Genomic DNA, 22,669 nt, shown 5'->3' with positions numbered 1-22,669 from the left:
CTCTTTTTTTTTACACAAAAACGAGATAGAATTAGCTTAAAACGCCTAGAATTGCTTTTAAAAGCTGTTTGTTATGGGTTTTAATATGAAAGGGTATTATATTTCATATGATGTATATAGGCGTTGTGAGGGTGTTAAAAGTGAGTTGTGAGAGAGGTGTAGAACTATGAAGTGGTTACTATTCTTGTTTATTTTAATACCGGCGATTGAGATTACGGTCTTAATCGGATCAAGTCATGTAATAGGTTTATGGTCTACGTTCGCTATGATTGTATTTACAGGTGTAGTAGGTGTGTATTTGGCGAAAAGACAAGGATTTAAAGTGCTTGGAGAGATTCAATCTAAGTTGAATAGAGGGGAAATGCCAGGTGAGGCAGTACTAGATGGTATTTTTGTATTTGTAGGAGGTATTCTCTTAGTGCTTCCTGGTTATGTGACAGATGTGCTAGGGTTTATCTGCGTGATCCCTATTACGAGAGCTTTATTGAAGCCGCTTGTTATGAAGTGGATGGAATGGAAGTTTAGAAAGAACTCTACTATTATCATTCAGAAGTAGCGCTTAGATTATAACGATCTAAGTGCTATTTTTTTGTCTTGTAAGAGGGGAGGAACTTTCTGATTGAAGCTTTGCTTTACCGCGTTATTTGTGGGGGGATGATGAGTGGGGATGAACAAAACGTCCGCTTATTATATTTGCTATATAATTTTCGTTTGAACTCTTGTTGTGCTTCGATTAAACGTGTGATTTTTTAGTGCTATTAATTTGGATGAATAAGATGGTGCGAAATGCAGCCAAATTAAAGTTTTGCTTTCGAATATAAAGGAGCGATTGGTGTAAAGAATTCATATAAAAGGTGGTGATTGTTAGTTGAAGCCTTATTTTATGCCATTTTGTATATTTATTCATTTACATAAAAAGTAATAAATGTAAGTAATAATTATAGATAAAATAGAATAAAAATGTATTTTTAACTAGAATATGTGTTTTTTTATGCAAAAAAACAAGAGGATTATCCTGTTTCTGGGTAATGCTCTTGTTGCGTGTGAGTAGTGTGAAAAATAAGTAAAAGGAATAATCAGTGGGAATTTCCCACTGATTATAGCTTGATTTTTTGTATGAATTAGAAACTGTTATTTTGAAGGTGAACCTTTAATATATTTCCACAAGTCATGGAAGACATTAGCTTTGTGTAATGTATTAAGTAGTACTAAGGTGACTGGACCGATGATTAATCCTAAAAAGCCAAAAAGCTTAAAGCCGACAAATAGAGCGACGAGTGTTGCTAATGGATCGAGACCGATGTTAGATGAAAGTACTTTCGGCTCCATAATTTGTCTTTGGACAATCACGACGATGTATAAAATGAGAAGGCCAATGGCGAATCCGGTATCGCCAGTGAAAAATACGTATATAACCCACGGAACGAAGACCGCGCCTGTTCCTAAATAGGGTAGTAAATCTACAACTCCTGTAATAATCGCAATAGTAATGGCGTATGGTACGCGTAATATTAAAAGTCCAATCAGTACAATGACGGTTGTCATAGATACGAGTGTAAGTTGTGCTTTCACAAAACCGAATAAAGCTTTTTTTAAGTCGACAAAAATAGTTTTTCCGTAGCCATGTACACGATTTGGTAGTAATTTTCTTGCTTTTTGAGCAAGACGGTGCCAATCGTAACTAATGAAGAAAGTGGCTAATAAAATGAATACAAGGACAGTTAACGTTGTTGGCAGTGCACTAATGAAATTCGTTAACCCGCTTATAATGGCGGTTAAAAGTTCTTTCATTTGTGTTGTTGCTTCTGTTCCTAAGTTTTGGATGTTTTGTGTAATTGTATAGCGCTGTGGTTCTCCAAGATGATTAAATTTAGAGATTAAATCATCGTAGAGAGGCATAATATGATTAAGTGCAAATTGCTGAGCGAATGTAACGATATCTGGAAACTTTACTGTAACAAGTTGTAGTAAGTATGTTGTGGCAGATATTGCTTCAGTCACAAGATATGTAACAAGTCCGACGATAGCTCCAAATACGAGAATTAAGCTAACGAGTACTGCTAGTGCGCGAGGAAATTGTAGTTTTTGATTAAGGAAATTGACGACAGGATTAATCAAATAAGCAAATGCAAAAGCGATAATAAAAGGATAGATAAGCCCTGACATATATAGTAATACATAGAACCCAGCTACCGTTGCTACAATGACAAATATGAGTCGCAATATCATATATAGTAAGTTTCGGTTCAAAGATGTATACCTCCCATTCCAATTTGGATTATCCTAATTCGTTCAACTTATAACGAGTGTGTCCCACTGATTAAAGTTTCACTTTATGTTATAGTGGAATGATGGATTTTTCCTGCTTTTTCAGTATGTGAGTGACTGTGAAAGCTTGGTGTTGATGCTTCTACTATATGGTAAAAACTTCATTTTCTCTTCTTTTTATTTTACCTGTTTCTTATTAGAAAAGAAAGAAGAGACGACTGTTTTCAAAAATGTATACATGCTTAATTTTTTTGGTGAAAGTCTCTTTTTTAAATTTTAAAATGCATAAAAAATGAAGTGATTCATGTTGAATAGGCATCGATATAGCATGTATAACGATAGGTTTAAAGGTATTTTTGTTTGGAAATGAGTTCATTATTTTCAGAAAGGAAGTGGAAACATGATTAGTCAGTCAACGTTATTTTTATTCATACTACTTATTATAGGACTTATTGCTAAAAACCAATCGCTTACTGTAGCTATTGGTGTGTTATTTCTATTGAAGTTTACGTTTTTAGGAGATAAGGTCTTTCCTTATTTACAAACGAAAGGAATTAACCTAGGTGTAACGGTCATTACAATAGCGGTGCTCGTACCGATTGCGACGGGGGAAATAGGTTTTAAACAACTTGGAGAAGCGGCAAAATCGTATTATGCGTGGATTGCTTTAGCTTCAGGTGTAGCGGTCGCTTTGTTAGCGAAAGGCGGCGTACAATTGTTGACAACGGATCCTCATATTACAACTGCGCTTGTTTTTGGGACAATTATAGCGGTTGCGTTATTTAATGGGGTTGCTGTTGGTCCGTTAATTGGGGCTGGAATTGCCTATGCGGTTATGAGTATTATACAGATGTTTAAATAAGGAATTTTATAGTAATATAAAATTTTTGAATTCTTTCTGTTCACAAAAGTCAGATAATTGTTTATAATAGGATTAGAAACTTTGAAAAGTTACATAACAGCAGAGACTTTACACCAGATAAAATAAAAACAACATAAAACAATTTTATAATGATATTGTTTTATGTTGTTTTTATCATAAAACTCTTCGGAATGTATTTTCCTCACTAACTTGTTGTTTTGAGCGTGAGGATTCGGGGAGACATTCACGCTCATGCTTTCCATGTAAACAATGGACAATAAGAGGGGAACACCGCAACAAATTTGCATGATCGTGCATTTTGCTTGCCTAAAGAGTGAACGGGCGTTCATAATTCATAAGGGGAGCAAATAGATATAAGGAGCAAGGTTGGGAGAATTTTCAGGAAAAGGAGAGAATGTCATGACTGTTATTCGAGGTTTAGAAGGGGTAGTAGCAACAACATCATCTGTAAGCTCTATTATTGATGATACATTAACTTATGTTGGGTATAATATTGATGATTTAGCTGAGAATGCTACGTTTGAAGAAGTAGTGTACTTATTATGGCACCGCAAGCTTCCTAATGAAAAAGAACTAGCGGAATTTAATGAAATTGTATCTGAATACTATAAAGTTCCAGGTGAGATTTTAACATATTTGAAACAAGTAGATTTAAAAATTGCACATCCGATGTCTGTTTTACGAACTGCAATTTCCATACTATCATTATACGATGAGAGCGCTGAAATTATGGATGAAAAGTCCAATTATTTGAAAGCGGTTAAATTACAGGCTCAAGTGGGAACTTTAGTTGCTGCTTACGCGAGAATCCGTAAAGGTTTAGATATTGTTGAGCCAAGAAAAGATTTATCATTAGCTGCAAACTTCTTGTACATGTTAAATGATCGCGAGCCAAATGAAGTTGAAATTGAAGCTTTTGATAAGGCACTTGTACTTCATGCAGATCATGAGTTAAACGCTTCTACATTTACTGCACGTGTTTGCGTAGCTACACTGTCAGATGTATATTCTGGTATTACAGCAGCAATCGGTGCATTAAAAGGTCCTCTTCACGGTGGGGCAAATGAAAATGTAATGAAGATGTTAACTGAAATTGGCCAAGAAGAAAATGTAGAGTCATATATTCATAATGCTCTTCAAAATAAAGTAAAAATCATGGGCTTTGGCCACCGTGTGTATGAGCAAGGTGATCCACGTGCAAAACACTTACGTGAAATGTCTAAGAGATTATGCGTGCTTTTAGGAGAAGACAAATGGTATAATATGTCTATCAAAATTGAAGACATTGTAACAAAAGAAAAAGGTCTTCCACCAAATGTCGATTTCTATTCAGCTTCTGTATACCATTGTTTAGGAATTGACCATGACTTATTTACACCTATTTTTGCAATTAGCCGTATGTCAGGCTGGTTAGCTCATATTCTAGAACAATATGAAAACAACCGTTTAATCCGTCCGCGTGCTGATTATAATGGACCAACGCATCAAGTGTATGTTCCAATCGCACAAAGATAAGCGAAAAACACTATTTCGATAGTGAAAATACGCTTTCAAAAGTCTGATTTTTTCGGAAAGATGTAATGATTAGAATATTTTAATTTGACTAACGGTTTGAACTGAGGGGTTATTCCCTCAGTTTCATACATATGAAATTTCAAACATGGGGGTTATCACATTGACGACAGGTGAAAAAATTACTGTAACTAATGGTGTTATGAATGTACCAAACAATCCGATTATTCCATTTATTGAAGGAGATGGAATTGGTCCTGATATTTGGGCAGCTGCATCTCGCGTAATAGAAGCAGCAGTTGAAAAAGCTTATGATGGTGAGAAGAAAATCGTTTGGAAAGAAGTGCTTGCAGGGGAAAAAGCATTCAACCAAACAGGCGAGTGGTTACCAGAAGAAACTTTAAATTTAATTCGCGAATATTTAATCGCAATTAAAGGTCCACTTACAACTCCAGTTGGCGGTGGTATTCGTTCTCTAAACGTAGCACTTCGTCAAGAATTAGATCTATATGTATGTCTACGTCCAGTTCGTTATTTTGAAGGTGTTCCTTCACCTGTAAAACGTCCGGAAGATACTGATATGGTTATTTTCCGTGAAAATACAGAAGACATTTATGCTGGAATTGAATATGCACAAGGATCTCCAGAAGCAGAAAAAGTTCTTGCTTTCTTAAAAGAAGCAATGGGTGTTAATAAAATCCGCTTCCCAGAAACATCTGGTATTGGTATTAAACCAATCTCAGAAGAAGGGACAAAGCGTCTTGTTCGTGCTGCAATTCAATATGCAATTAATGAAAAACGCTCTTCTGTTACATTAGTTCATAAAGGAAACATTATGAAATTTACAGAAGGTGCTTTCAAAAACTGGGGTTACGAAGTAGCGGAACAAGAATTCGGCGACAAAGTATTTACTTGGGCTGAATATGATCGCATTGTTGAAAAAGATGGTAAAGATGCAGCAAATAAAGCGATGGCAGACGCTGAAGTGGCTGGAAAAATCATCGTAAAGGATTCTATTGCAGACATCTTCTTACAACAAATTTTAACTCGTCCACGTGAGTTCGATGTTGTTGCAACAATGAACTTAAATGGTGACTATATCTCTGATGCACTTGCTGCACAAGTAGGTGGAATTGGTATTGCACCTGGTGCAAACATTAACTATGTGACTGGACATGCTATCTTTGAAGCTACACACGGTACAGCTCCAAAATATGCAGGTTTAGATAAAGTAAACCCATCTTCAGTTCTTCTTTCAGGTGTATTATTATTAGAACACTTAGGATGGAATGAAGCAGCGAAATTAGTAACAGATTCAGTTGAGAAAACAATTGCATCAAAAGTAGTAACATATGACTTCGCTCGCCTAATGGAAGGCGCAACAGAAGTGAAGTGTTCTGAGTTTGCTAATGAGCTTATTAAAAACATGGATGTAGCGATAATCAAAAATGCATAATTAAAGCGGGGGGTAAATTATGACAATCAAACGCAAGAAAGTTTCAGTCATCGGTGCAGGATTTACAGGAGCAACAACGGCATTCTTATTAGCACAAAAAGAACTTGCAGATGTTGTATTAGTGGACATTCCACAACTGGAAAATCCAACAAAAGGGAAAGCGTTAGATATGTTAGAAGCGAGCCCAGTACAAGGTTTTGATGCTAACATTATTGGAACATCTGATTACGCAGATACTGCTGATTCTGACGTTGTCGTTATTACAGCAGGTATTGCACGTAAGCCTGGTATGAGCCGTGATGACTTAGTAGCAACGAACTCTAAAATTATGAAAAGTATTACGCGCGACATTGCAAAACATTCACCAAATGCAATTATTGTTGTGTTAACAAATCCAGTTGATGCAATGACATATTCTGTATTTAAAGAAGCAGGATTCCCGAAAGAGCGTGTAATTGGCCAATCGGGCGTATTAGATACAGCTCGTTTCCGTACATTCATCGCACAAGAATTAAATCTTTCTGTGAAAGACATTACAGGATTTGTTCTTGGTGGACACGGTGACGACATGGTACCTCTTGTGCGTTATTCTTATGCAGGCGGTATTCCGTTAGAAACGTTAATTCCGAAAGAGCGTTTAGAAGCAATCGTAGAACGTACACGTAAAGGTGGCGGTGAGATTGTAGGCTTATTAGGAAACGGTAGTGCATATTACGCACCAGCAGCTTCTTTAGTTGAAATGACAGAAGCAATCTTAAAAGATCAACGCCGTGTATTACCAGCTATTGCGTACCTTGAAGGTGAGTATGGTTATAGTGACCTTTACTTAGGGGTACCAGTAATTCTAGGTGGTAACGGAATTGAAAAAATTATTGAATTAGAACTTCTTGCAGATGAAAAAGAAGCGTTAGATCGCTCTGTAGAATCTGTACGTAACGTAATGAAAGTTCTTGTTTAATAATTGAATAGTAGTGAAAAAGATTCGGGATTCCGAATCTTTTTCTACTATTTACCGAATTGTTTTTTTGAAATAATATGAAAACGCTATCATTTGTAGTATCCTATAATGAAACTATAGATTTATACTATACATTGCCCTCATCATAGTAAATTTCGGATAAGGTATCGCTTTTAGTAGGATAATAAGGTGAAAAAATCGGAGGGGGTTGTAACATGTTAAAGAAAAAAGTTCAAATTGGTCGTAAAATGGATGAAATTACAGTAGGAGAGAAATTATCTATCACTGAAAAAATTGAGGATAAAGATTTGTTATTGTACTTAGGGTTAACGAATGATGCCAATCCATTATATATTCAGCATGATTACGCATCCCAAACTCCGTATGAAAAGCCGATTGTACCAAGCATTATGCTAACGGGAATGATTACAACGGCAGTTACGAAATATTTACCGGGTCCAGGAAGTCATATTACTAGAAAGGACCTTACGTTCGTGAAGCATGTTCACCATTATGAAACGTTACAAATCCACTTTGAAGTTGTGGCTGTTTCTGAGGAGGAACATACAATTGATATGCTTGTATCTGCTCATGATGAAAAAGGAGAAACTGTTGTAAAAGGTTCATTAACAGTCACGCCGCCTTTTAAATCTGTTTCCATTATGGAAAAAGCATTAGATAATTTTTAAAAGATGAAAATATGAATAGCGCTAGCATACCTTGAATAAGGATGCTAGCGCTATTTTTAGTTGAAAAATCCTTCTTTGAACCCTTCAGCAAATTCTGAGCACCCCGTTTTAATCGTATCCCAGCTCGGTACGTTAAAAGTAAGGAAACATGTTACTACTAAAGTTAAAATAGGTAGTAATAGTCGCATAATAGACCCCTTTTTATATTCGGATTATTGGATTAACAATATTTACTATATTATAATTTGATAATTTAAGTCAATGGAAGGAGTGATTCTTTAAGATGAGGTGGAAAGGAGAAGCCGTTATCTTTGAAACGGTAAGAGAAGCTGAAGTGTGGGCAGACGGGGTTGCGAATGAAATGCACGGGAGAGTATTTGATGGATATGAAACACCGGATTATAAAATTGCGTATGCTCTTTCGTTTTTCCTAGCACAAAATCAAGATTTTATAGTTCATACGGAAGTGAGCTTTAAAGAAGAGAGAGTAATCTATAAAGTTTGGCAAAATCCTGTGTAGTTGCAGGTGAATCGTAATTACTTCTATTTTCTCAATTCTACACAAACGATCTCCTTGAATAGACAATTATATTGAGAGGGACCTTGTTTTCTAGTATGATGAGAATAACGGGGAAAATACTAGGATGAAGAAGGTTTCAAGTCTATAACTTGGAGGAAAAGAATGAACAATCGTATTTTAGTAGTTGATGATGAGGAATTTATCTTAACTTTAATCGAATTTAATTTACAACAAGCTGGGTTTGAAGTTATAACAGCGATGGATGGAGAAATGGCGCTTCAAAAAGCGACAACAGAACGCCCAGATTTAATTATATTAGATTTAATGCTTCCGAAAATGGATGGTATGGAAGTGTGTAAAGAATTACGATTGCAGCGCGTTATGACGCCGATTTTAATGTTAACGGCAAAAGATGATGAGTTTGATAAGGTGCTAGGCCTTGAACTTGGGGCAGATGATTATATGACGAAGCCATTTAGTCCAAGGGAAGTTGTTGCTCGTGTGAAGGCGATTTTGCGCCGCACGAAATTACAACAAGAAGAACAAGTTGCAGAAGCGCCAGATGAAGATAGCATCACAATTGCAGAACTTAAAATTTTACCGGAGTTTTATGAGGCTTATTTCCAAGGAAGAAAGCTTGAATTAACACCAAAAGAATTTGAACTACTTGTGTATCTTGCGAAAAATAAAAGTCGCGTGTTGACGCGTGATCAATTATTAAGTGCTGTATGGAATTACGATTTTGCTGGTGATACACGAATTGTTGATGTTCATATTAGCCATTTGCGCGATAAAATTGAACAAAATACGAAAAAACCGACGTACATTAAAACGATACGTGGTTTAGGATATAAATTAGAGGAGCCAAAAGGGAATGAATAAATTTCGTTCCAGGCTTCTTTTTACATTTGTTTCTCTTATTGTATTTATTTTAGTTGGACTAGGTTTATTGCTAGAAACTGTGTTTGAAAACTACTATATAGATCATGCTAAAGAGAGAATGGTAAAAGAGACGGAGTATGTTGCGGCGTTAGCAGAAGAGCAAGGTTTTGATAATGTCTTAAAAAATCCATACGTATTTGAAAAGTTAGAAGAAAAAATACCAGCTTCTATCGTATTTGTGGATGAAAAAAAGAAAGTTCAATATAGAAAAGGACAAGAATTGGCATTTAGTCCAGAGACGATTAAAGAACTTACTTCGGAATTGGCAAAACAACGAAGTAAAGTGATTACGAAAGAGACAGATCGAAAGAATGAATTTTATCATGCGGTGTTCGTTCAAGATGTAGAAGGAAAACAAGGATACGTTTTGGTGAAAAGTACAATCGATCCTTTAAAAGACGTACATCAAAAAACGTGGGGATTATTAATTATCGGATTTGTTATTGCTTGTCTCGTAGTTGTATTTTTAGGTATGAAAATTACAGGGCAATATATTAGGCCGATTGAATCGGTTACAAAAGTTGCAATTGAATTGGCAAAGGGTAATTATAAAGCACGTGCATACGAAAGTCATTCGGATGAAACAGGAATGCTGAGTAAAGCGATTAATATTTTAGCTCGTAACTTACAAGAGATGACACTTGAACAAGAAATGCAGCAAGATCGTCTGCATACGTTAATTGAAAATATGGGAAGCGGAATGATTTTAATTGATAGCCGCGGGTATATAAACCTTGTAAACCGCTCTTATAAGGAAACTTTCCACGTAACAGATGAAGAATATTTAGATCGCTTATATTATGAATCGTTTCATCATACAGAAATTATTGAGCTTGTAGAAGAAATCTTTATGACAGAAGTGAAAGTGCGTAAACAAATGTTATTGCCACTTGGAATTGAGCGGAAGCATTTCGAAGTATATGGAGCGCCGATTATCGGGACAAACCATGAATGGAAAGGGATTGTTCTCGTATTCCATGACATAACAGAGTTAAAGAAATTAGAACAAATGAGAAAAGACTTTTTAGCGAATGTTTCTCATGAATTAAAGACACCGATTACTTCTATTAAAGGTTTTTCAGAAACACTCTTAGACGGAGCGATGGATAATAAAAAATTCTGCGAACATTTCTTGCACATTATTTTAAAAGAAAGTGAGCGCATGCAAGGATTAATTGAAGATTTATTAGATTTGTCAAAGATCGAACAACAAGGATTTAAATTAAATATGGGAACCGTTGACATGAAGGGGCTGCTTGAAGATATTCATATGGTGCTTGATAATAAAGCAGGAGAAAAAGAAATCTCTTTACAAGTGAATGTATTAAAACGTGCTTCTGTTATTGGAGATCCAAGTCGTTTGAAACAAATCTTTATTAATTTAATAAATAACGCGATCGTATATACACCGGCTGGAGGCGTTGTTTCAGTAGAGTTAGCGGAAGATAAGTATAATGCTTATATAAAAGTATCGGATACTGGAATTGGTATTAGTAAAGAGGAAATTCCGCGTATTTTTGAACGCTTTTACCGAGTGGATAAAGCGAGAAGTAGAAATACTGGTGGTACAGGCCTCGGATTATCAATTGTAAAGCATTTAGTAGAGGCGCATCACGGTACAATTACAGTGGATAGTGAAGTTGGGGAAGGGACAACATTTACAGTTGTTTTACCAAAATCAGCAACTGAAAAATAGGATGAAGGATGTTTACAATATATTAACAATGGCTTAATTAAATATTAATAAAGCTCTGTTAATATAATACATGAAAACCCCTTCATCCAAGGAGTAATTTTGGACGAGAATAGTTAAGCTGTTCTCGTCACTTCCCTTTATGCCAATATAAGTCTGTTTTATATATGAAAGAAAATAACCGTTATTTTTCTTCTCTCTATTAGTCATGTTAATATAGAGAGAGGAAAGGAACGGTTTTTTTCTGTGAAAAAAATCATTTCAAATTTGTATGGGGAGGTTTCAATTTTGGAAAAAAAGGTCGTATTAGTAGATGGTAATAATATCGCGTATCGTGCTTTCTTTGCACTACCGCTTTTAAATAACGACAAAGGTATACATACGAACGCAATTTACGGTTTTACAATGATGTTAATGAGAATATTAGAGGAAGAAAAGCCAACTCATATGTTAGTGGCGTTTGATGCAGGCAAAACAACCTTCCGTCATAAAACGTATAGTGAGTATAAAGGAGGACGTCAAAAGACTCCACCTGAATTATCAGAGCAGTTCCCGTTTATTCGTGAGATGCTGGATGCATTCAACGTACCGCGTTATGAATTAGAAAATTATGAAGCGGATGATATTATGGGAACGCTAGCAAAAGAAGCGAGTGAACAAGGAGCAAGTGTAAAAGTTATTTCAGGAGATAAAGATTTACTTCAACTTGTTTCTGATAACACGCTTGTATGTATTCCGCGAAAAGGGATTACGGAAGTAGATGAATATACGAAAGAAGCTTTATTTGAAAAATATAGCTTATCACCAAAGCAAATTATCGATATGAAAGGTTTAATGGGAGACCAATCAGATAATATTCCGGGTGTACCAGGAGTTGGTGAAAAAACGGCGATTAAATTGTTAACACAGTTTGGAACGGTTGAAGAAGTGTATGAAAATCTAGATCAAGTAAGCGGGAAGAAATTAAAAGAAAAACTAGAAGAAAATAAAGAACAAGCTCTTATGAGTAAAGATCTTGCGACTATTATTACAGATGCACCGATTACAGTTCATGTGGATGATATGGCGTATAAAGGATATGAAGCAAGTGATGTGATTCCAATGTTTGAGAGTTTAGGATTTACATCTCTTTTAAATAAATTAGGCGTTACGCCAGAAGAAACAGCTCCAGCTGAATTAGATGATATTACATTTGATATTGTGGAAGAAGTTACAGAAGAAATGCTTCAGCAAAATAGTGCACTTATTGTTGAAGTGCAAGAAGATAATTATCATAAGGCGGACATTCAAGGCTTTGGTATTCAAAATGAAAATGGTTGCTACTTTATTCAGAAGGATATTGCTCTTGCATCGGATGCATTTAAAGCATGGCTTGCAAATGGAGAAATGAGAAAGCATACATTTGATGCGAAGCGAGCAATCGTTGCACTGAAATGGAATGGGATAGATATGCAAGGGATTGACTTTGATCTATTAATCGCTGCTTATTTACTTGACCCGGCTGATACAGATAAAGATTTCCGTACTGTAGCGAAAATGAAAGAAACGCATGCTGTGAAATCAGATGAAGAAGTTTACGGAAAAGGTGCGAAGCGTGCTGTTCCAGAGTTAGAAGTAGTAGCGGAGCATGTGGCTCGTAAAGTGCATGTATTATATGATGTAAAGCAAACATTCGTTGAAGAGTTAAAGAAGAATGAGCAATATGAACTGTTTACAGAGTTAGAATTGCCACTTGCGCGTGTATTAGCTGATATGGAAGTAAAAGGTGTAAAAGTTGATACGGAGCGTCTTCGTAATATGGGAGAAGAACTCGCAGGTAGATTAAAGGAAATGGAACAGGAAATTTATAAGCTTGCGGGAACAGAATTTAATATTAATTCACCGAAGCAGCTTGGTGTAATTCTGTTTGAGAACTTAAACTTACCGGTTATTAAAAAGACGAAAACAGGTTATTCTACGTCAGCTGATGTATTAGACAAGCTTATGGATCGCCATGAAATTATTCCAAACATTTTACATTATCGTCAATTAGGGAAGCTAAATTCAACTTATATTGAAGGTTTACTGAAAGTTGTACATGAAGATTCATCTAAAATTCATACTCGCTTTAATCAAGTGTTAACGCAAACAGGTCGATTAAGTTCAACGGATCCGAACTTGCAAAATATCCCGATTCGATTAGAAGAAGGAAGAAAGATTCGTCAGGCATTTGTTCCATCAGAAGAAGGTTGGATTATGTATGCGGCTGATTATTCACAAATCGAACTTCGTGTATTAGCTCATATTGCAAATGATAAAGGGCTAGTTGAAGCATTCCAGCATGACATGGATATTCATACGAAAACAGCTATGGATGTATTTGGCGTTGAAAAAGATGAAGTAACTTCAAATATGAGACGGCAAGCGAAAGCTGTTAACTTCGGAATTGTGTATGGTATTAGTGATTATGGTCTTTCACAAAACTTAGGAATTACAAGAAAAGCAGCAGCGGAATTTATTGAAAAGTATTTAGAAAGTTTCCCTGGTGTACAAGAATACATGGAGGACATCGTAAAAGATGCGAAACAAAAAGGATATGTGGCTACATTATTAAATCGTCGTCGTTATATTCCAGAAATTACGAGTCGTAATTTCAATTTACGTAGCTTTGCTGAGCGTACAGCGATGAATACACCAATTCAAGGTACTGCAGCAGATATTATTAAAAAAGCGATGATTATTATGGCAGATCGTTTAGAAGAAGAAGGATTACAAGCGCGTCTTCTTCTGCAAGTACACGATGAATTAATATTTGAAGCACCAAAAGAAGAAATTGAAAAATTAGAGCAGCTTGTACCTGAAGTAATGGAGCATGCGATTGAACTCGCAGTTCCGCTGAAAGTTGATTATTCTTACGGTCCAACTTGGTACGACGCAAAATAAGGAAGTGATGAAATGCCTGAATTACCAGAGGTTGAAAACGTCAGACGGACACTTGAAAATCTTGTAACAGGAAAAACGATTGAAGATGTTATTGTTACTTATCCAAAAATAGTGAAACGACCGGATGATGCAGAAATCTTTAAAGAAATGCTAAAAGGCGAGAAGATTGAAAATATAAAGCGAAGAGGAAAGTTTTTGCTTCTATATGTAACAAATTATGTTATTGTTTCACATTTGCGTATGGAAGGTAAGTTTTTACTACATCAAGAGGATGAGCCGATTGATAAACATACGCACGTCCGTTTCTTATTTACAGATGGAACTGAATTACATTATAAAGATGTGAGAAAGTTTGGTACGATGCATCTCTTTAAGAAAGGTGAAGAGATGAACCAAATGCCTCTTGCTGACTTAGGTCCGGAGCCGTTTGATGCTGAATTGACACCACAGTATTTACAAGAAAGATTGCAAAAGACAAATCGTAAAATAAAAGTTGTGCTATTGGACCAGCGTCTTTTAGTAGGGCTTGGAAATATATATGTAGATGAAGTTTTATTCCGTTCTCAAATTCATCCGGAACGAGAAGCTTCGTCTTTGACAATAGAAGAAATTGAGCGAATTTATGAGGCTACCGTTACAACGCTAGGCGAAGCAGTGAAGCGTGGTGGAAGTACAATTCGAACGTATATCAACTCACAAGGGCAAATTGGTTCGTTCCAAGAACTCCTAAATGTATACGGAAAAAAAGGAGAACCGTGTGTAACTTGCGGTACGATATTAGAAAAAACAGTTGTTGGCGGGCGAGGAACGCATTACTGCCCAATTTGTCAGCCAAGAATATAGAAAAGAGATAACATCGGATAGGCATTTGTCATATACATACAGCAGAGCTATGTATAAGGGAGGAGCTTACCGATGTACCTTTATTTATCTCTTATTTTATTAGCTTTTACATTAAGCTTAGATAGCTGTAGTGTAGGGCTAACATATGGTTTAAGAAGCGTAAGAATTCCACTAAGATCAATTATAATTATCGGAATGTGTTCAGCGGCTGTTATGCTTGTTTCAATGGGAATTGGACATATGATCGCGAAAGTATTTTCACCTGTTATCGCAACGCGTATCGGTGGGCTTGTTCTTATTGGAATAGGGATTTGGGTATTGTATCAATTTTTTCGAAGTGAGAAAAAAGAAGAACCAAAGCAAGAGGAGAAGGTCTGGAAATTAGAGATTGCCTCGCTAGGGCTAGTGATTCAAATTTTACGGAAACCGACTGTAGCAGATTTTGATAAATCAGGCACCATTTCTGCAGGAGAGGCATTGCTTCTTGGTATCGCTCTTTCTGTAGACTCATTTGGTGCCGGAATTGGTGCATCTTTATTAGGGTATGCACCCGCTATGATGGCGATATTAGTTGCAATTATGAGTTCTTTGTTTTTATTTATTGGAATGAAACTTGGAACGGTTTTATCGAATATGAAGTGGTTACAAAAATTTACATTCCTGCCTGGGGTATTACTCATTATAATTGGAATTTGGAAAATGTAAGTATGGGCGTGGAACATTGGTTTCGCGCCTTTTATTATGAGGAGGATTATTATGACAGTAGTAATTGGATTAACGGGAGGCATTGCAAGCGGAAAAAGTACGGTATCTCAAATGTTTCGTGAACTGAGCATACCAGTTATTGATGCAGATGTTATTGCAAGAGAAGTTGTAGAACAAGGAAAACCAGCATATAACAAAATAGTAGAAGTATTTGGAACGGAAGTGTTACAAGAAGATGGAGAACTAGATCGTCCAAAACTGGGAAGTGTCGTTTTCTATAATGAAGAAAAACGATTGCAGTTAAATAAAATTGTTCATCCTGCAGTGCGTGAGGAAATGAATAGGCAAAAGGAAATGTACATAAAAGAAGATATGCAAGCGGTTGTGTTAGATATTCCTCTCTTATTTGAAAGCAAATTAACAAGTCTCGTTGACCGCGTTTTAGTTGTAGCAGTTAAGCCGCATACGCAATTAGAGCGTTTAATGAAACGAAATAACTTTTCAGAAGAAGAAGCAACAGCTCGTATTCAATCTCAAATGCCGTTAGAAGAAAAAGTGAAAAATGCAGATGAAGTGATAAATAATGATGGCACAATTATGGGAACGAAAACACAATTGCAGGTAATTTTAAAGAAGTGGAACATTATTGACTAAAAAATTGTGAAATTAATGAAAATGCTTAGTGACATATCTCCTTTTTGTGTTATACTATTATTGGGATTGGAGATAAATAGTATAACGCATTCAAGGGGGATAACATATTATGACTCGTGTGGCAATTAATGGATTTGGACGTATTGGGAGAATGGTATTTCGTCAAGCAATAAAAGAAAGCGCATTCGAAATTGTAGCAATCAATGCAAGCTATCCATCTGAAACGTTAGCACACTTAATTAAATATGATACAGTTCATGGCAAGTTTGACGGAACAGTAGAAGCATTTGAAGATCACTTATTAGTTGATGGAAAAATGATTCGCCTTTTAAACAACCGCGATCCAAAGGAATTGCCTTGGACAGATTTAGGTGTTGAAGTTGTAATTGAAGCAACTGGTAAATTTAATTCAAAAGAAAAAGCAATTCTTCACGTTGAAGCTGGAGCGAAAAAAGTTATTTTAACAGCGCCTGGTAAAAATGAAGATGTAACAATTGTAGTTGGTGTGAACGAAGACCAATTAGATATTACAAAACATACTGTTATTTCAAATGCATCTTGTACAACAAACTGTTTAGCGCCTGTTGTGAAGGTGTTAGATGAGCAGTTTGGAATTGAAAACGGTTTAATGACGACAGTTCACGCTTATACAAATGACCAAAAAAATATTGATAACCCACATAAAGATTTAAGAAGAGCACGTGCTTGCGGACAATCAATCATTCCGACAACGACAGGTGCTGCGAAAGCGCTAGCAAAAGTTCTTCCGCACTTAAACGGAAAACTTCATGGTATGGCACTTCGTGTACCAACACCAAACGTGTCTCTTGTTGACTTAGTAGTAGATGTAAAACGCGATGTGACAGTTGAAGCTATTAATGATGCATTCAAAACTGTTGCAAACGGTGCGTTAAAAGGTATTGTAGAATTCAGCGAAGAGCCTTTAGTATCTATCGACTTTAATACAAATACACATTCAGCTATTATCGATGGTTTATCTACAATGGTAATGGGTGATCGTAAAGTGAAAGTACTTGCTTGGTATGATAACGAGTGGGGCTACTCTCGTCGTGTTGTAGATCTTGTAACGTTAGTTGTTGAAGAGTTAGCGAAACAAGAAAATGTGCAACACATTTAAGTGAATAAGGGAGGAGAGGGCAAGGCAATATTTGCCCTCTTTTTTTATTTTTTTCTGAAAAGGAAAAAAATTATATAAGTATATTTTAAAAAGTGGACATACCACGAAACGTTGTGATTACTGCATTTGTGAATCGTTTATTTTTTTTAGGGAAAAGTAAAGAGGAAAATATGACAGAAAATCGAAAAAACTGTTGTTGCAAAATGAAAATAAACAAAGTATACTAACACTCGTAAACTTAAGAGCTGAGGTACGTAGTCACTACTTAAAGGGTTAGGACCTCTCTGGACTAACTTTCCCCCGTGGTAGTGGAGCAAGCCAAATTGCAAATTAGTTTTCAATTCGAACAGTTAGAATAAATTTACAAGGGGGAACTGTAGAATGGATACTATGGATACGATGGGTCGTCACGTGATCGCTGAACTTTGGGATTGCGATTTCGACAAGCTTAATGACATGCCGTATATTGAACAATTATTTGTGGATGCAGCACTAAGAGCTGGTGCTGAAGTGCGTGAGGTTGCTTTCCATAAATTTGCACCACAAGGTGTAAGTGGAGTAGTAATTATCTCAGAATCACATTTAACAATTCATAGCTTTCCGGAGCACGGTTACGCAAGTATTGATGTTTATACTTGTGGGGATCGTATTGATCCAAATGTTGCTGCAGAATATATTGCAGAAGGTTTAAACGCGAAAACGCGTGAGAGCATCGAGCTTCCTCGAGGCACTGGTAGCTTCGAAATTAAGCAGAGAGAAACAAAAGCTCTTTAAAAAAGAACATAATTGATTTAAAATGTAAAGAGGTGTATAATGCACCTCTTTTTTAGTTTATAAAAAAGGAAAAATATAACGTACTCGTTAGTTGAATACATTGGACTCTTGCAAATGAGGTAGTGCCCTATATACCATCTTATTTTTAAGTATGAGATGATAAAGTGATGCGCTGAAACTTAAAGTGGTAAGAGAGTTAGAATGAGTTATATAATATTGTATATATATTTTAGGTGAATTGAGTAGAGAAAAATAAAGAGTATAGTGTAAAGGAGTGAATGAATTGCGTTGTCCATCCTGTTCTCATAATGGTACAAGAGTGTTAGATTCGCGTCCGGTAGACGAGGGGCGCTCTATTCGAAGAAGAAGAGAGTGTGAAAGTTGTTTAAGTCGCTTTACGACCTTTGAAAGGGTAGAAGAGTCACCTCTTATCGTTGTTAAAAAAGAAGGCACACGAGAAGAGTTTAATAAAGAAAAGATTTTACGCGGTTTAATTAAAGCGTGTGAAAAAAGACCAGTATCTTTAAGACAATTAGAAGAAGTAACACAAAGCGTGGAACGTGAACTGCGTAATTTAGGTATATCAGAAGTGAAAAGTGATATGATTGGTGAAATTGTTATGGAAGAACTTCGCGATATTGATGATGTTGCTTATGTACGTTTTGCTTCTGTATATCGTCAATTTAAAGATTTAAATGTATTTATTGAAGAATTAAAAGATATACTGCAAAAAGAAAGAGAGTAGAAGTTGTATTTTATTCTCTTTACATACCGTAAGTAATAGGATAAGAGAGCTAGAAGCGAAAGCTAATAGCTCTTTTTCACTAAGAATTTATATAATGAAGATAGAAGGAATGAAGTAGAGGATAGATTGGATGAGAGAAAGGAAAAGCAAGAATGGAAAAACAGTCATGGATGGAGCTATTGCCGATTGATCGTTATAAAGTAAGTGCGAAAGGGCTACTGCATAATTACGACCGAAAAGTATTAACGATGTTGTATCAGCCGTTAATAGGTAGTAGAGCTTTTAGCTTATACATGACACTATGGGGGGAGCTAGAGCAAGATCGTGTATTTGGAAAAGAGAATACACATCATTCCCTTATGGTGACTATGCAAATGCAACTTCCTGAAATATATGAGGAACGAGTAAAGTTAGAGGCAATTGGGCTTTTGAAGGTATATATTAAGAAAGAAAAAGATATTCGAATGTTCATATATGAGTTGCAACCACCTTTATCTCCGAAGCAGTTTTTTGATGATATTGTTTTAAGTATCTTTTTATACAATCGATTGAGTCGGACAAAATATAATCAAGTAAAGCAATATTTCTTAGAAGAAGAATTTGATTTTGCTTCTTATGAAAATGTTACGCGCTCTTTCAATGATGTGTTTGGTTCGTTTAATCCAGGACAGCTTGAGCATGCGCAAGAAGACCTTCGTATTCCAAAAACGACAACTATGCCAAGTAACGAGAAGGGAGACGCTCCGAAAGTTTGGAATGATTTCTTTGATTTCTCTTTATTTGTAGATGGATTGTCCGCTCTTGTTCCTAAAAAGGCGATTACAGATCAAGTAAGAGACTGCGTTATAACACTTGCTTATGTGTATGGTGTAGATGTGTTATCGATGCAAAATATCGTTCTTGGTGCGGTGACGGAGATGCAAACAATTGATATGGAAAGGCTTAGAAAAGGAGCGCGCGATTGGTATCAATTTGAAAATGGTCAAGCATTACCGGTACTAAGTGAAAGAGTACAGCCTCATGCTGCACGTACGATGAAAGAGAAAGAGCCTTCATCACAAGAGGAGATGTTAATAAAGCAGCTAGAGGAAATCTCGCCAAAACAACTATTGAAAGAGATTTCTGGTGGTGCAGAGGCAACGAAAGCGGACTTGCAAATCGTTGAAGATGTCATGATTAATCAAAAATTGACACCAGGAGTTGTGAATGTACTTATTTATTACGTTATGCTACGCTCAGATATGAAACTTGCGAAAACGTATGTCGAGAAGATTGCTGGGCATTGGGCACGTAAAAAGGTCGGTACAGTAGCGGACGCGATGGCGTTAGCGAAAGAAGAGAACCGTCAATATCAAGAGTGGGCTGAGACGAAGAAAAAAGGCCGTACGGCGAAGAAGACGGTACGAAAAGAAATGGTGCCAGATTGGCTTAAGGAAGAAGAGCCGAAAGAACAAGAGAAAGAAACGGCGAAGAAAGATGTAAGTGTAGAAAAAGATGCAAGTACGCTAGAAGATGAACGAAAACGATTAGAAGAAGTGCTAAAAAAATATAAGCGTGATTAATAGAAGAGAATGAACGCTCTTTGAGGTGAGAAAATGGAGCATATTCAAAATTCATTTACAAAATTAATGGAAAATGAAAACTTTAAAAATAGATATGAAGTATTAAAGGCAGAAGTAATGGCGCATCCGCGTGTGAAAGAATTTATAGACGAACATAAAGGTGAAGTAACGACTTCTATGATTGAGCGCAGTCTTGTGAAGTTATATGAATATATTGGACAAAGTGTAGGTTGCGTAGATTGCCCGGATTTAGGTGCATGTAAAAATATGCTGCAAGGGTATGAGCCAAAGCTTGTTATTCAAGGGAAAATGATTGATATTCAATACGATCGCTGCGTTAGAAAAGTAGCATATGACGAGAGAAAGAAATATGAAAAACTCGTTCAAAGTGTATATATGCCAACGGATATTTTACAGGCAACTATGGAAAACTTAGACCCTTCTGATTTAAATGCACGTATCGATGCAATTGGCGCAGCGAATGAATTTTTAAGTACATATGAACCAGGTAAAAAAGCACAAGGTTTATATTTGTACGGTAAATTTGGTGTAGGAAAAACGTACCTTTTAGGAGCAATTGCGAACGAGCTTGCTCGAAAGAAAATAAGTTCGATGCTCGTATACTTCCCGGAATTTTTACGTGAAATTAAAAGTTCGATTCAAGATAATTCGATTGGCGAAAAGATTGATGCTGTTAAACGCGTACAAGTTTTAATGTTAGATGATATCGGGGCAGAAGCGATGTCGAGCTTTGTGCGTGACGATGTGCTTGGTGCAATCTTGCAATTCCGTATGCTAGAAAACTTACCGACGTTCTTTACGTCTAATTTTGATTTTAAACAATTGGAACATCATTTAACGTATACACAACGTGGTGAGGCTGAAGAAATGAAGGCAGCACGTATTATGGAACGAATTAAATATTTAGCGAAACCAATTCCAATTGGTGGGAAAAACCGTCGTCATAAGTAAAAGAGCAAGCTGAGAAGCTTGCTCTTTTGTATTATAGTGATATTTTCTTTTCAAATATGAGATCGAAATATTCAGGTTGTCCAGAACTGCCAATCGTAGGGGCAACAATCTGTACGAACCTCCAGTCATCTCTAGCATGTTCTTGAATAATTTCTTGGTAGTCTTCAGCTAGTTTTGAGCGAGTGAGCCCCCAATGAAATTCGACTTTTACGAATTTATATTCAAACATTCAGATACCTCCCTTTAGTAATAAGTAAAGTATACAATAAAAAAATTCATAGTAGCTTGTATCATTTTTTTCTCCCTCCCTTAATATATATAAAATTAGCAAGCCATATTGAGTGGATTTTCTAACGATAGGAAATGTAATTCTACTAAGAGTGAACTTCCACGGGACGGACTCTTATAGGATTTGTAACGTATAGATACAGTCCTTTAGAGCAGGGATAAAAGGGGGGACAAAAGTGATTGAAATTTGCTTCGAAGAAAAAAATGATGCTATGCACGTATATAGACAATTGCTGAAAAGAGCGGAAGTATTATATAAGGAAACGAGTGTGTATTTACAGGAACAAAAAGTGGTGATTCACATACCAGTACGTGAATCAAATTATATTGAAAAGATCTTATTGCCGGTAATGGTGTATTTTATTGTGAATGTGAAACAAAATGAGTGGATTTATACGATCTTAAAAGAAAAGTTTTTTTATGAAGAACAAGAAGAGTGTCATCAAATATTGCACATGGCACATGAGATTTTAAAGGGAAGAAGAAAAGGGGTAGCTCAGGATTTAACGCGTAACGCATTTGAGTCATATATTAAGTCTTCTTTAAATAATTGGCTTTGTGATCCGCTCTCATTCTCGTTTTCATCATATATCCGTTTTCGTCTTCGTACATATAGGGAAATGGTGGCTAAACTTGCGGAAGTGGCAATTGATGAATATAAGATGGAGCAAGAATACCAAATGTTCATTGAGACGCTTCGGCAACAAGTAAGTAGCCGTAAATCACGCTTGTCCTGTGTGCATCTTATTTTTGATGAAAGCTTTATCTTTTATGATGATAAAGGTAGACGTTTAAAACAGGAGAAGTTGGTCCAATATATAGATGAGGAATTATTAAAGCAAAATGATGTATATATTGATACGAAAGTAATTGCGCCGCTTCTTTCTATTTCGCCCAAAAAGATTTATTTATATACGAAAGAACAAGACCATAATATGATTATTACTTTGCGAAATGTGTTTCAAGAACGGGTCCAATTACATGGATTACATGATTTTGAGCGCAATGTGAAAAATTTAAAAAATAAAGGTAACGCCCTTGATTTTCTAAGTTTTTGAGCATATAATTACCTACATAAATGAAATATATCGAAATGTCATGATGAGGACATGAGTAGTTTTCTACGATTTTCAGAGAGGGAAGCC

Annotated in this window: 22 protein-coding genes and 1 other annotated feature (1 of these 23 only partly in view); of the genes, 19 read left to right on the top strand and 3 right to left on the bottom strand. The window is 36.1% G+C overall.

Annotated elements, in window-relative coordinates; genetic code table 11:
* Positions 1-166: 166 nt before the first annotated feature.
* Positions 167-556 (top strand): FxsA family protein, encoded by a 390-nt coding sequence (locus tag ACO6VI_RS01170; protein WP_000871631.1) that lies wholly within the window; start codon positions 167-169, stop codon positions 554-556.
* Positions 557-1,131: 575 nt separating this feature from the next.
* Here the strand turns inward: ACO6VI_RS01170 and ytvI are convergent.
* Positions 1,132-2,250 (bottom strand): sporulation integral membrane protein YtvI, encoded by a 1,119-nt coding sequence (gene ytvI, locus ACO6VI_RS01165; RefSeq protein ID WP_023523156.1) that lies wholly within the window; start codon positions 2,248-2,250, stop codon positions 1,132-1,134.
* A gap of 418 nt (positions 2,251-2,668) precedes the next feature.
* On the opposite strand from ytvI, the gene ACO6VI_RS01160 reads away from it, so the two are divergent.
* The 5 genes from ACO6VI_RS01160 (at position 2,669) to ACO6VI_RS01140 (ending at position 7,766) form a co-directional block, all read left to right on the top strand.
* The gene (locus tag ACO6VI_RS01160) at positions 2,669-3,130 is read left to right on the top strand and encodes a DUF441 domain-containing protein (protein ID WP_000625507.1); all 462 of its coding nucleotides are present in this window, start codon (positions 2,669-2,671) and stop codon (positions 3,128-3,130) included.
* 387 nt (positions 3,131-3,517) lie between these two features.
* Positions 3,518-4,666: a citrate synthase gene (gene citZ / locus ACO6VI_RS01155; protein ID WP_422422962.1), complete on the top strand. Its 1,149-nt coding sequence runs from the start codon at positions 3,518-3,520 to the stop codon at positions 4,664-4,666.
* 160 nt (positions 4,667-4,826) lie between these two features.
* Entirely contained in the window at positions 4,827-6,119 is a 1,293-nt protein-coding gene (icd, locus tag ACO6VI_RS01150) for an NADP-dependent isocitrate dehydrogenase (RefSeq protein ID WP_000206893.1), read from the top strand.
* A 19-nt stretch (positions 6,120-6,138) separates the two neighbouring features.
* Positions 6,139-7,077, top strand: coding sequence for a malate dehydrogenase (gene mdh, locus ACO6VI_RS01145; RefSeq protein ID WP_000153232.1), 939 nt, complete (start codon positions 6,139-6,141; stop codon positions 7,075-7,077).
* Positions 7,078-7,292: 215 nt separating this feature from the next.
* Positions 7,293-7,766, top strand: a complete 474-nt coding sequence (locus tag ACO6VI_RS01140; RefSeq protein ID WP_000914180.1) for a MaoC family dehydratase — start codon at positions 7,293-7,295, stop codon at positions 7,764-7,766.
* 56 nt (positions 7,767-7,822) lie between these two features.
* Here the strand turns inward: ACO6VI_RS01140 and ACO6VI_RS01135 are convergent, their stop codons facing one another.
* Positions 7,823-7,954, bottom strand: a complete 132-nt coding sequence (locus tag ACO6VI_RS01135) for a hypothetical protein (protein ID WP_001238014.1) — start codon at positions 7,952-7,954, stop codon at positions 7,823-7,825.
* A 95-nt stretch (positions 7,955-8,049) separates the two neighbouring features.
* Between ACO6VI_RS01135 and ACO6VI_RS01130 the strand changes: the two genes are divergently transcribed.
* From ACO6VI_RS01130 to dnaI, 12 genes are all read left to right on the top strand, one after another.
* On the top strand, positions 8,050-8,286 hold the full coding sequence (locus ACO6VI_RS01130) for a hypothetical protein (RefSeq protein WP_001267348.1): 237 nt from the start codon (positions 8,050-8,052) through the stop codon (positions 8,284-8,286).
* Between the two features lie 162 nt (positions 8,287-8,448).
* On the top strand, positions 8,449-9,168 hold the full coding sequence (phoP, locus tag ACO6VI_RS01125) for a two-component system response regulator PhoP (RefSeq protein ID WP_001065220.1): 720 nt from the start codon (positions 8,449-8,451) through the stop codon (positions 9,166-9,168).
* On the top strand, positions 9,161-10,924 hold the full coding sequence (gene phoR / locus ACO6VI_RS01120) for a sensory box histidine kinase PhoR (RefSeq protein WP_001032099.1): 1,764 nt from the start codon (positions 9,161-9,163) through the stop codon (positions 10,922-10,924). The genes phoP and phoR overlap by 8 nt, the downstream gene beginning before the upstream one ends.
* 285 nt (positions 10,925-11,209) lie before the next feature.
* Positions 11,210-13,843 carry a DNA polymerase I gene (polA, locus tag ACO6VI_RS01115; RefSeq protein WP_065485383.1) on the top strand — a complete coding sequence of 878 codons (2,634 nt, stop codon included), beginning with the start codon at positions 11,210-11,212 and terminating at the stop codon, positions 13,841-13,843.
* Between the two features lie 12 nt (positions 13,844-13,855).
* Positions 13,856-14,686: a DNA-formamidopyrimidine glycosylase gene (mutM, locus tag ACO6VI_RS01110; RefSeq protein WP_001114474.1), complete on the top strand. Its 831-nt coding sequence runs from the start codon at positions 13,856-13,858 to the stop codon at positions 14,684-14,686.
* A 72-nt stretch (positions 14,687-14,758) separates the two neighbouring features.
* Positions 14,759-15,391, top strand: a complete 633-nt coding sequence (gene ytaF / locus ACO6VI_RS01105) for a sporulation membrane protein YtaF (RefSeq protein WP_000281743.1) — start codon at positions 14,759-14,761, stop codon at positions 15,389-15,391.
* 51 nt (positions 15,392-15,442) lie between these two features.
* The gene (gene coaE, locus ACO6VI_RS01100) at positions 15,443-16,045 is read left to right on the top strand and encodes a dephospho-CoA kinase (protein ID WP_000219328.1); all 603 of its coding nucleotides are present in this window, start codon (positions 15,443-15,445) and stop codon (positions 16,043-16,045) included.
* A gap of 109 nt (positions 16,046-16,154) precedes the next feature.
* Positions 16,155-17,183: a glyceraldehyde-3-phosphate dehydrogenase gene (locus ACO6VI_RS01095; RefSeq protein ID WP_000198974.1), complete on the top strand. Its 1,029-nt coding sequence runs from the start codon at positions 16,155-16,157 to the stop codon at positions 17,181-17,183.
* Positions 17,184-17,573: 390 nt separating this feature from the next.
* The gene (gene speD, locus ACO6VI_RS01090; protein WP_002003660.1) at positions 17,574-17,957 is read left to right on the top strand and encodes an adenosylmethionine decarboxylase; all 384 of its coding nucleotides are present in this window, start codon (positions 17,574-17,576) and stop codon (positions 17,955-17,957) included.
* 283 nt (positions 17,958-18,240) lie between these two features.
* Positions 18,241-18,702 carry a transcriptional regulator NrdR gene (gene nrdR / locus ACO6VI_RS01085; RefSeq protein ID WP_001203687.1) on the top strand — a complete coding sequence of 154 codons (462 nt, stop codon included), beginning with the start codon at positions 18,241-18,243 and terminating at the stop codon, positions 18,700-18,702.
* Between the two features lie 152 nt (positions 18,703-18,854).
* On the top strand, positions 18,855-20,264 hold the full coding sequence (locus ACO6VI_RS01080; RefSeq protein ID WP_000415025.1) for a replication initiation and membrane attachment family protein: 1,410 nt from the start codon (positions 18,855-18,857) through the stop codon (positions 20,262-20,264).
* A 33-nt stretch (positions 20,265-20,297) separates the two neighbouring features.
* Positions 20,298-21,236 (top strand): primosomal protein DnaI, encoded by a 939-nt coding sequence (gene dnaI, locus ACO6VI_RS01075; protein ID WP_000400120.1) that lies wholly within the window; start codon positions 20,298-20,300, stop codon positions 21,234-21,236.
* Positions 21,237-21,267: 31 nt separating this feature from the next.
* Here the strand turns inward: dnaI and ACO6VI_RS01070 are convergent, their stop codons facing one another.
* Positions 21,268-21,465 carry a DUF4177 domain-containing protein gene (locus ACO6VI_RS01070; protein ID WP_000464454.1) on the bottom strand — a complete coding sequence of 66 codons (198 nt, stop codon included), beginning with the start codon at positions 21,463-21,465 and terminating at the stop codon, positions 21,268-21,270.
* Positions 21,466-21,700: 235 nt separating this feature from the next.
* Between ACO6VI_RS01070 and ytxC the strand changes: the two genes are divergently transcribed.
* Positions 21,701-22,582, top strand: coding sequence for a putative sporulation protein YtxC (gene ytxC, locus ACO6VI_RS01065; RefSeq protein WP_000569629.1), 882 nt, complete (start codon positions 21,701-21,703; stop codon positions 22,580-22,582).
* A gap of 31 nt (positions 22,583-22,613) precedes the next feature.
* Positions 22,614-22,669 (top strand) — a binding site (T-box leader) (it continues 173 nt past the right edge of the window).

The organism is Bacillus sp. PSXD-155 (assembly GCF_049310765.1).
In the GTDB taxonomy this organism is placed as follows: domain Bacteria; phylum Bacillota; class Bacilli; order Bacillales; family Bacillaceae_G; genus Bacillus_A; species Bacillus_A cereus.
Note: the sequence above shows the minus strand (reverse complement) of the source record. Positions and strands in the feature narration are given on the sequence as shown.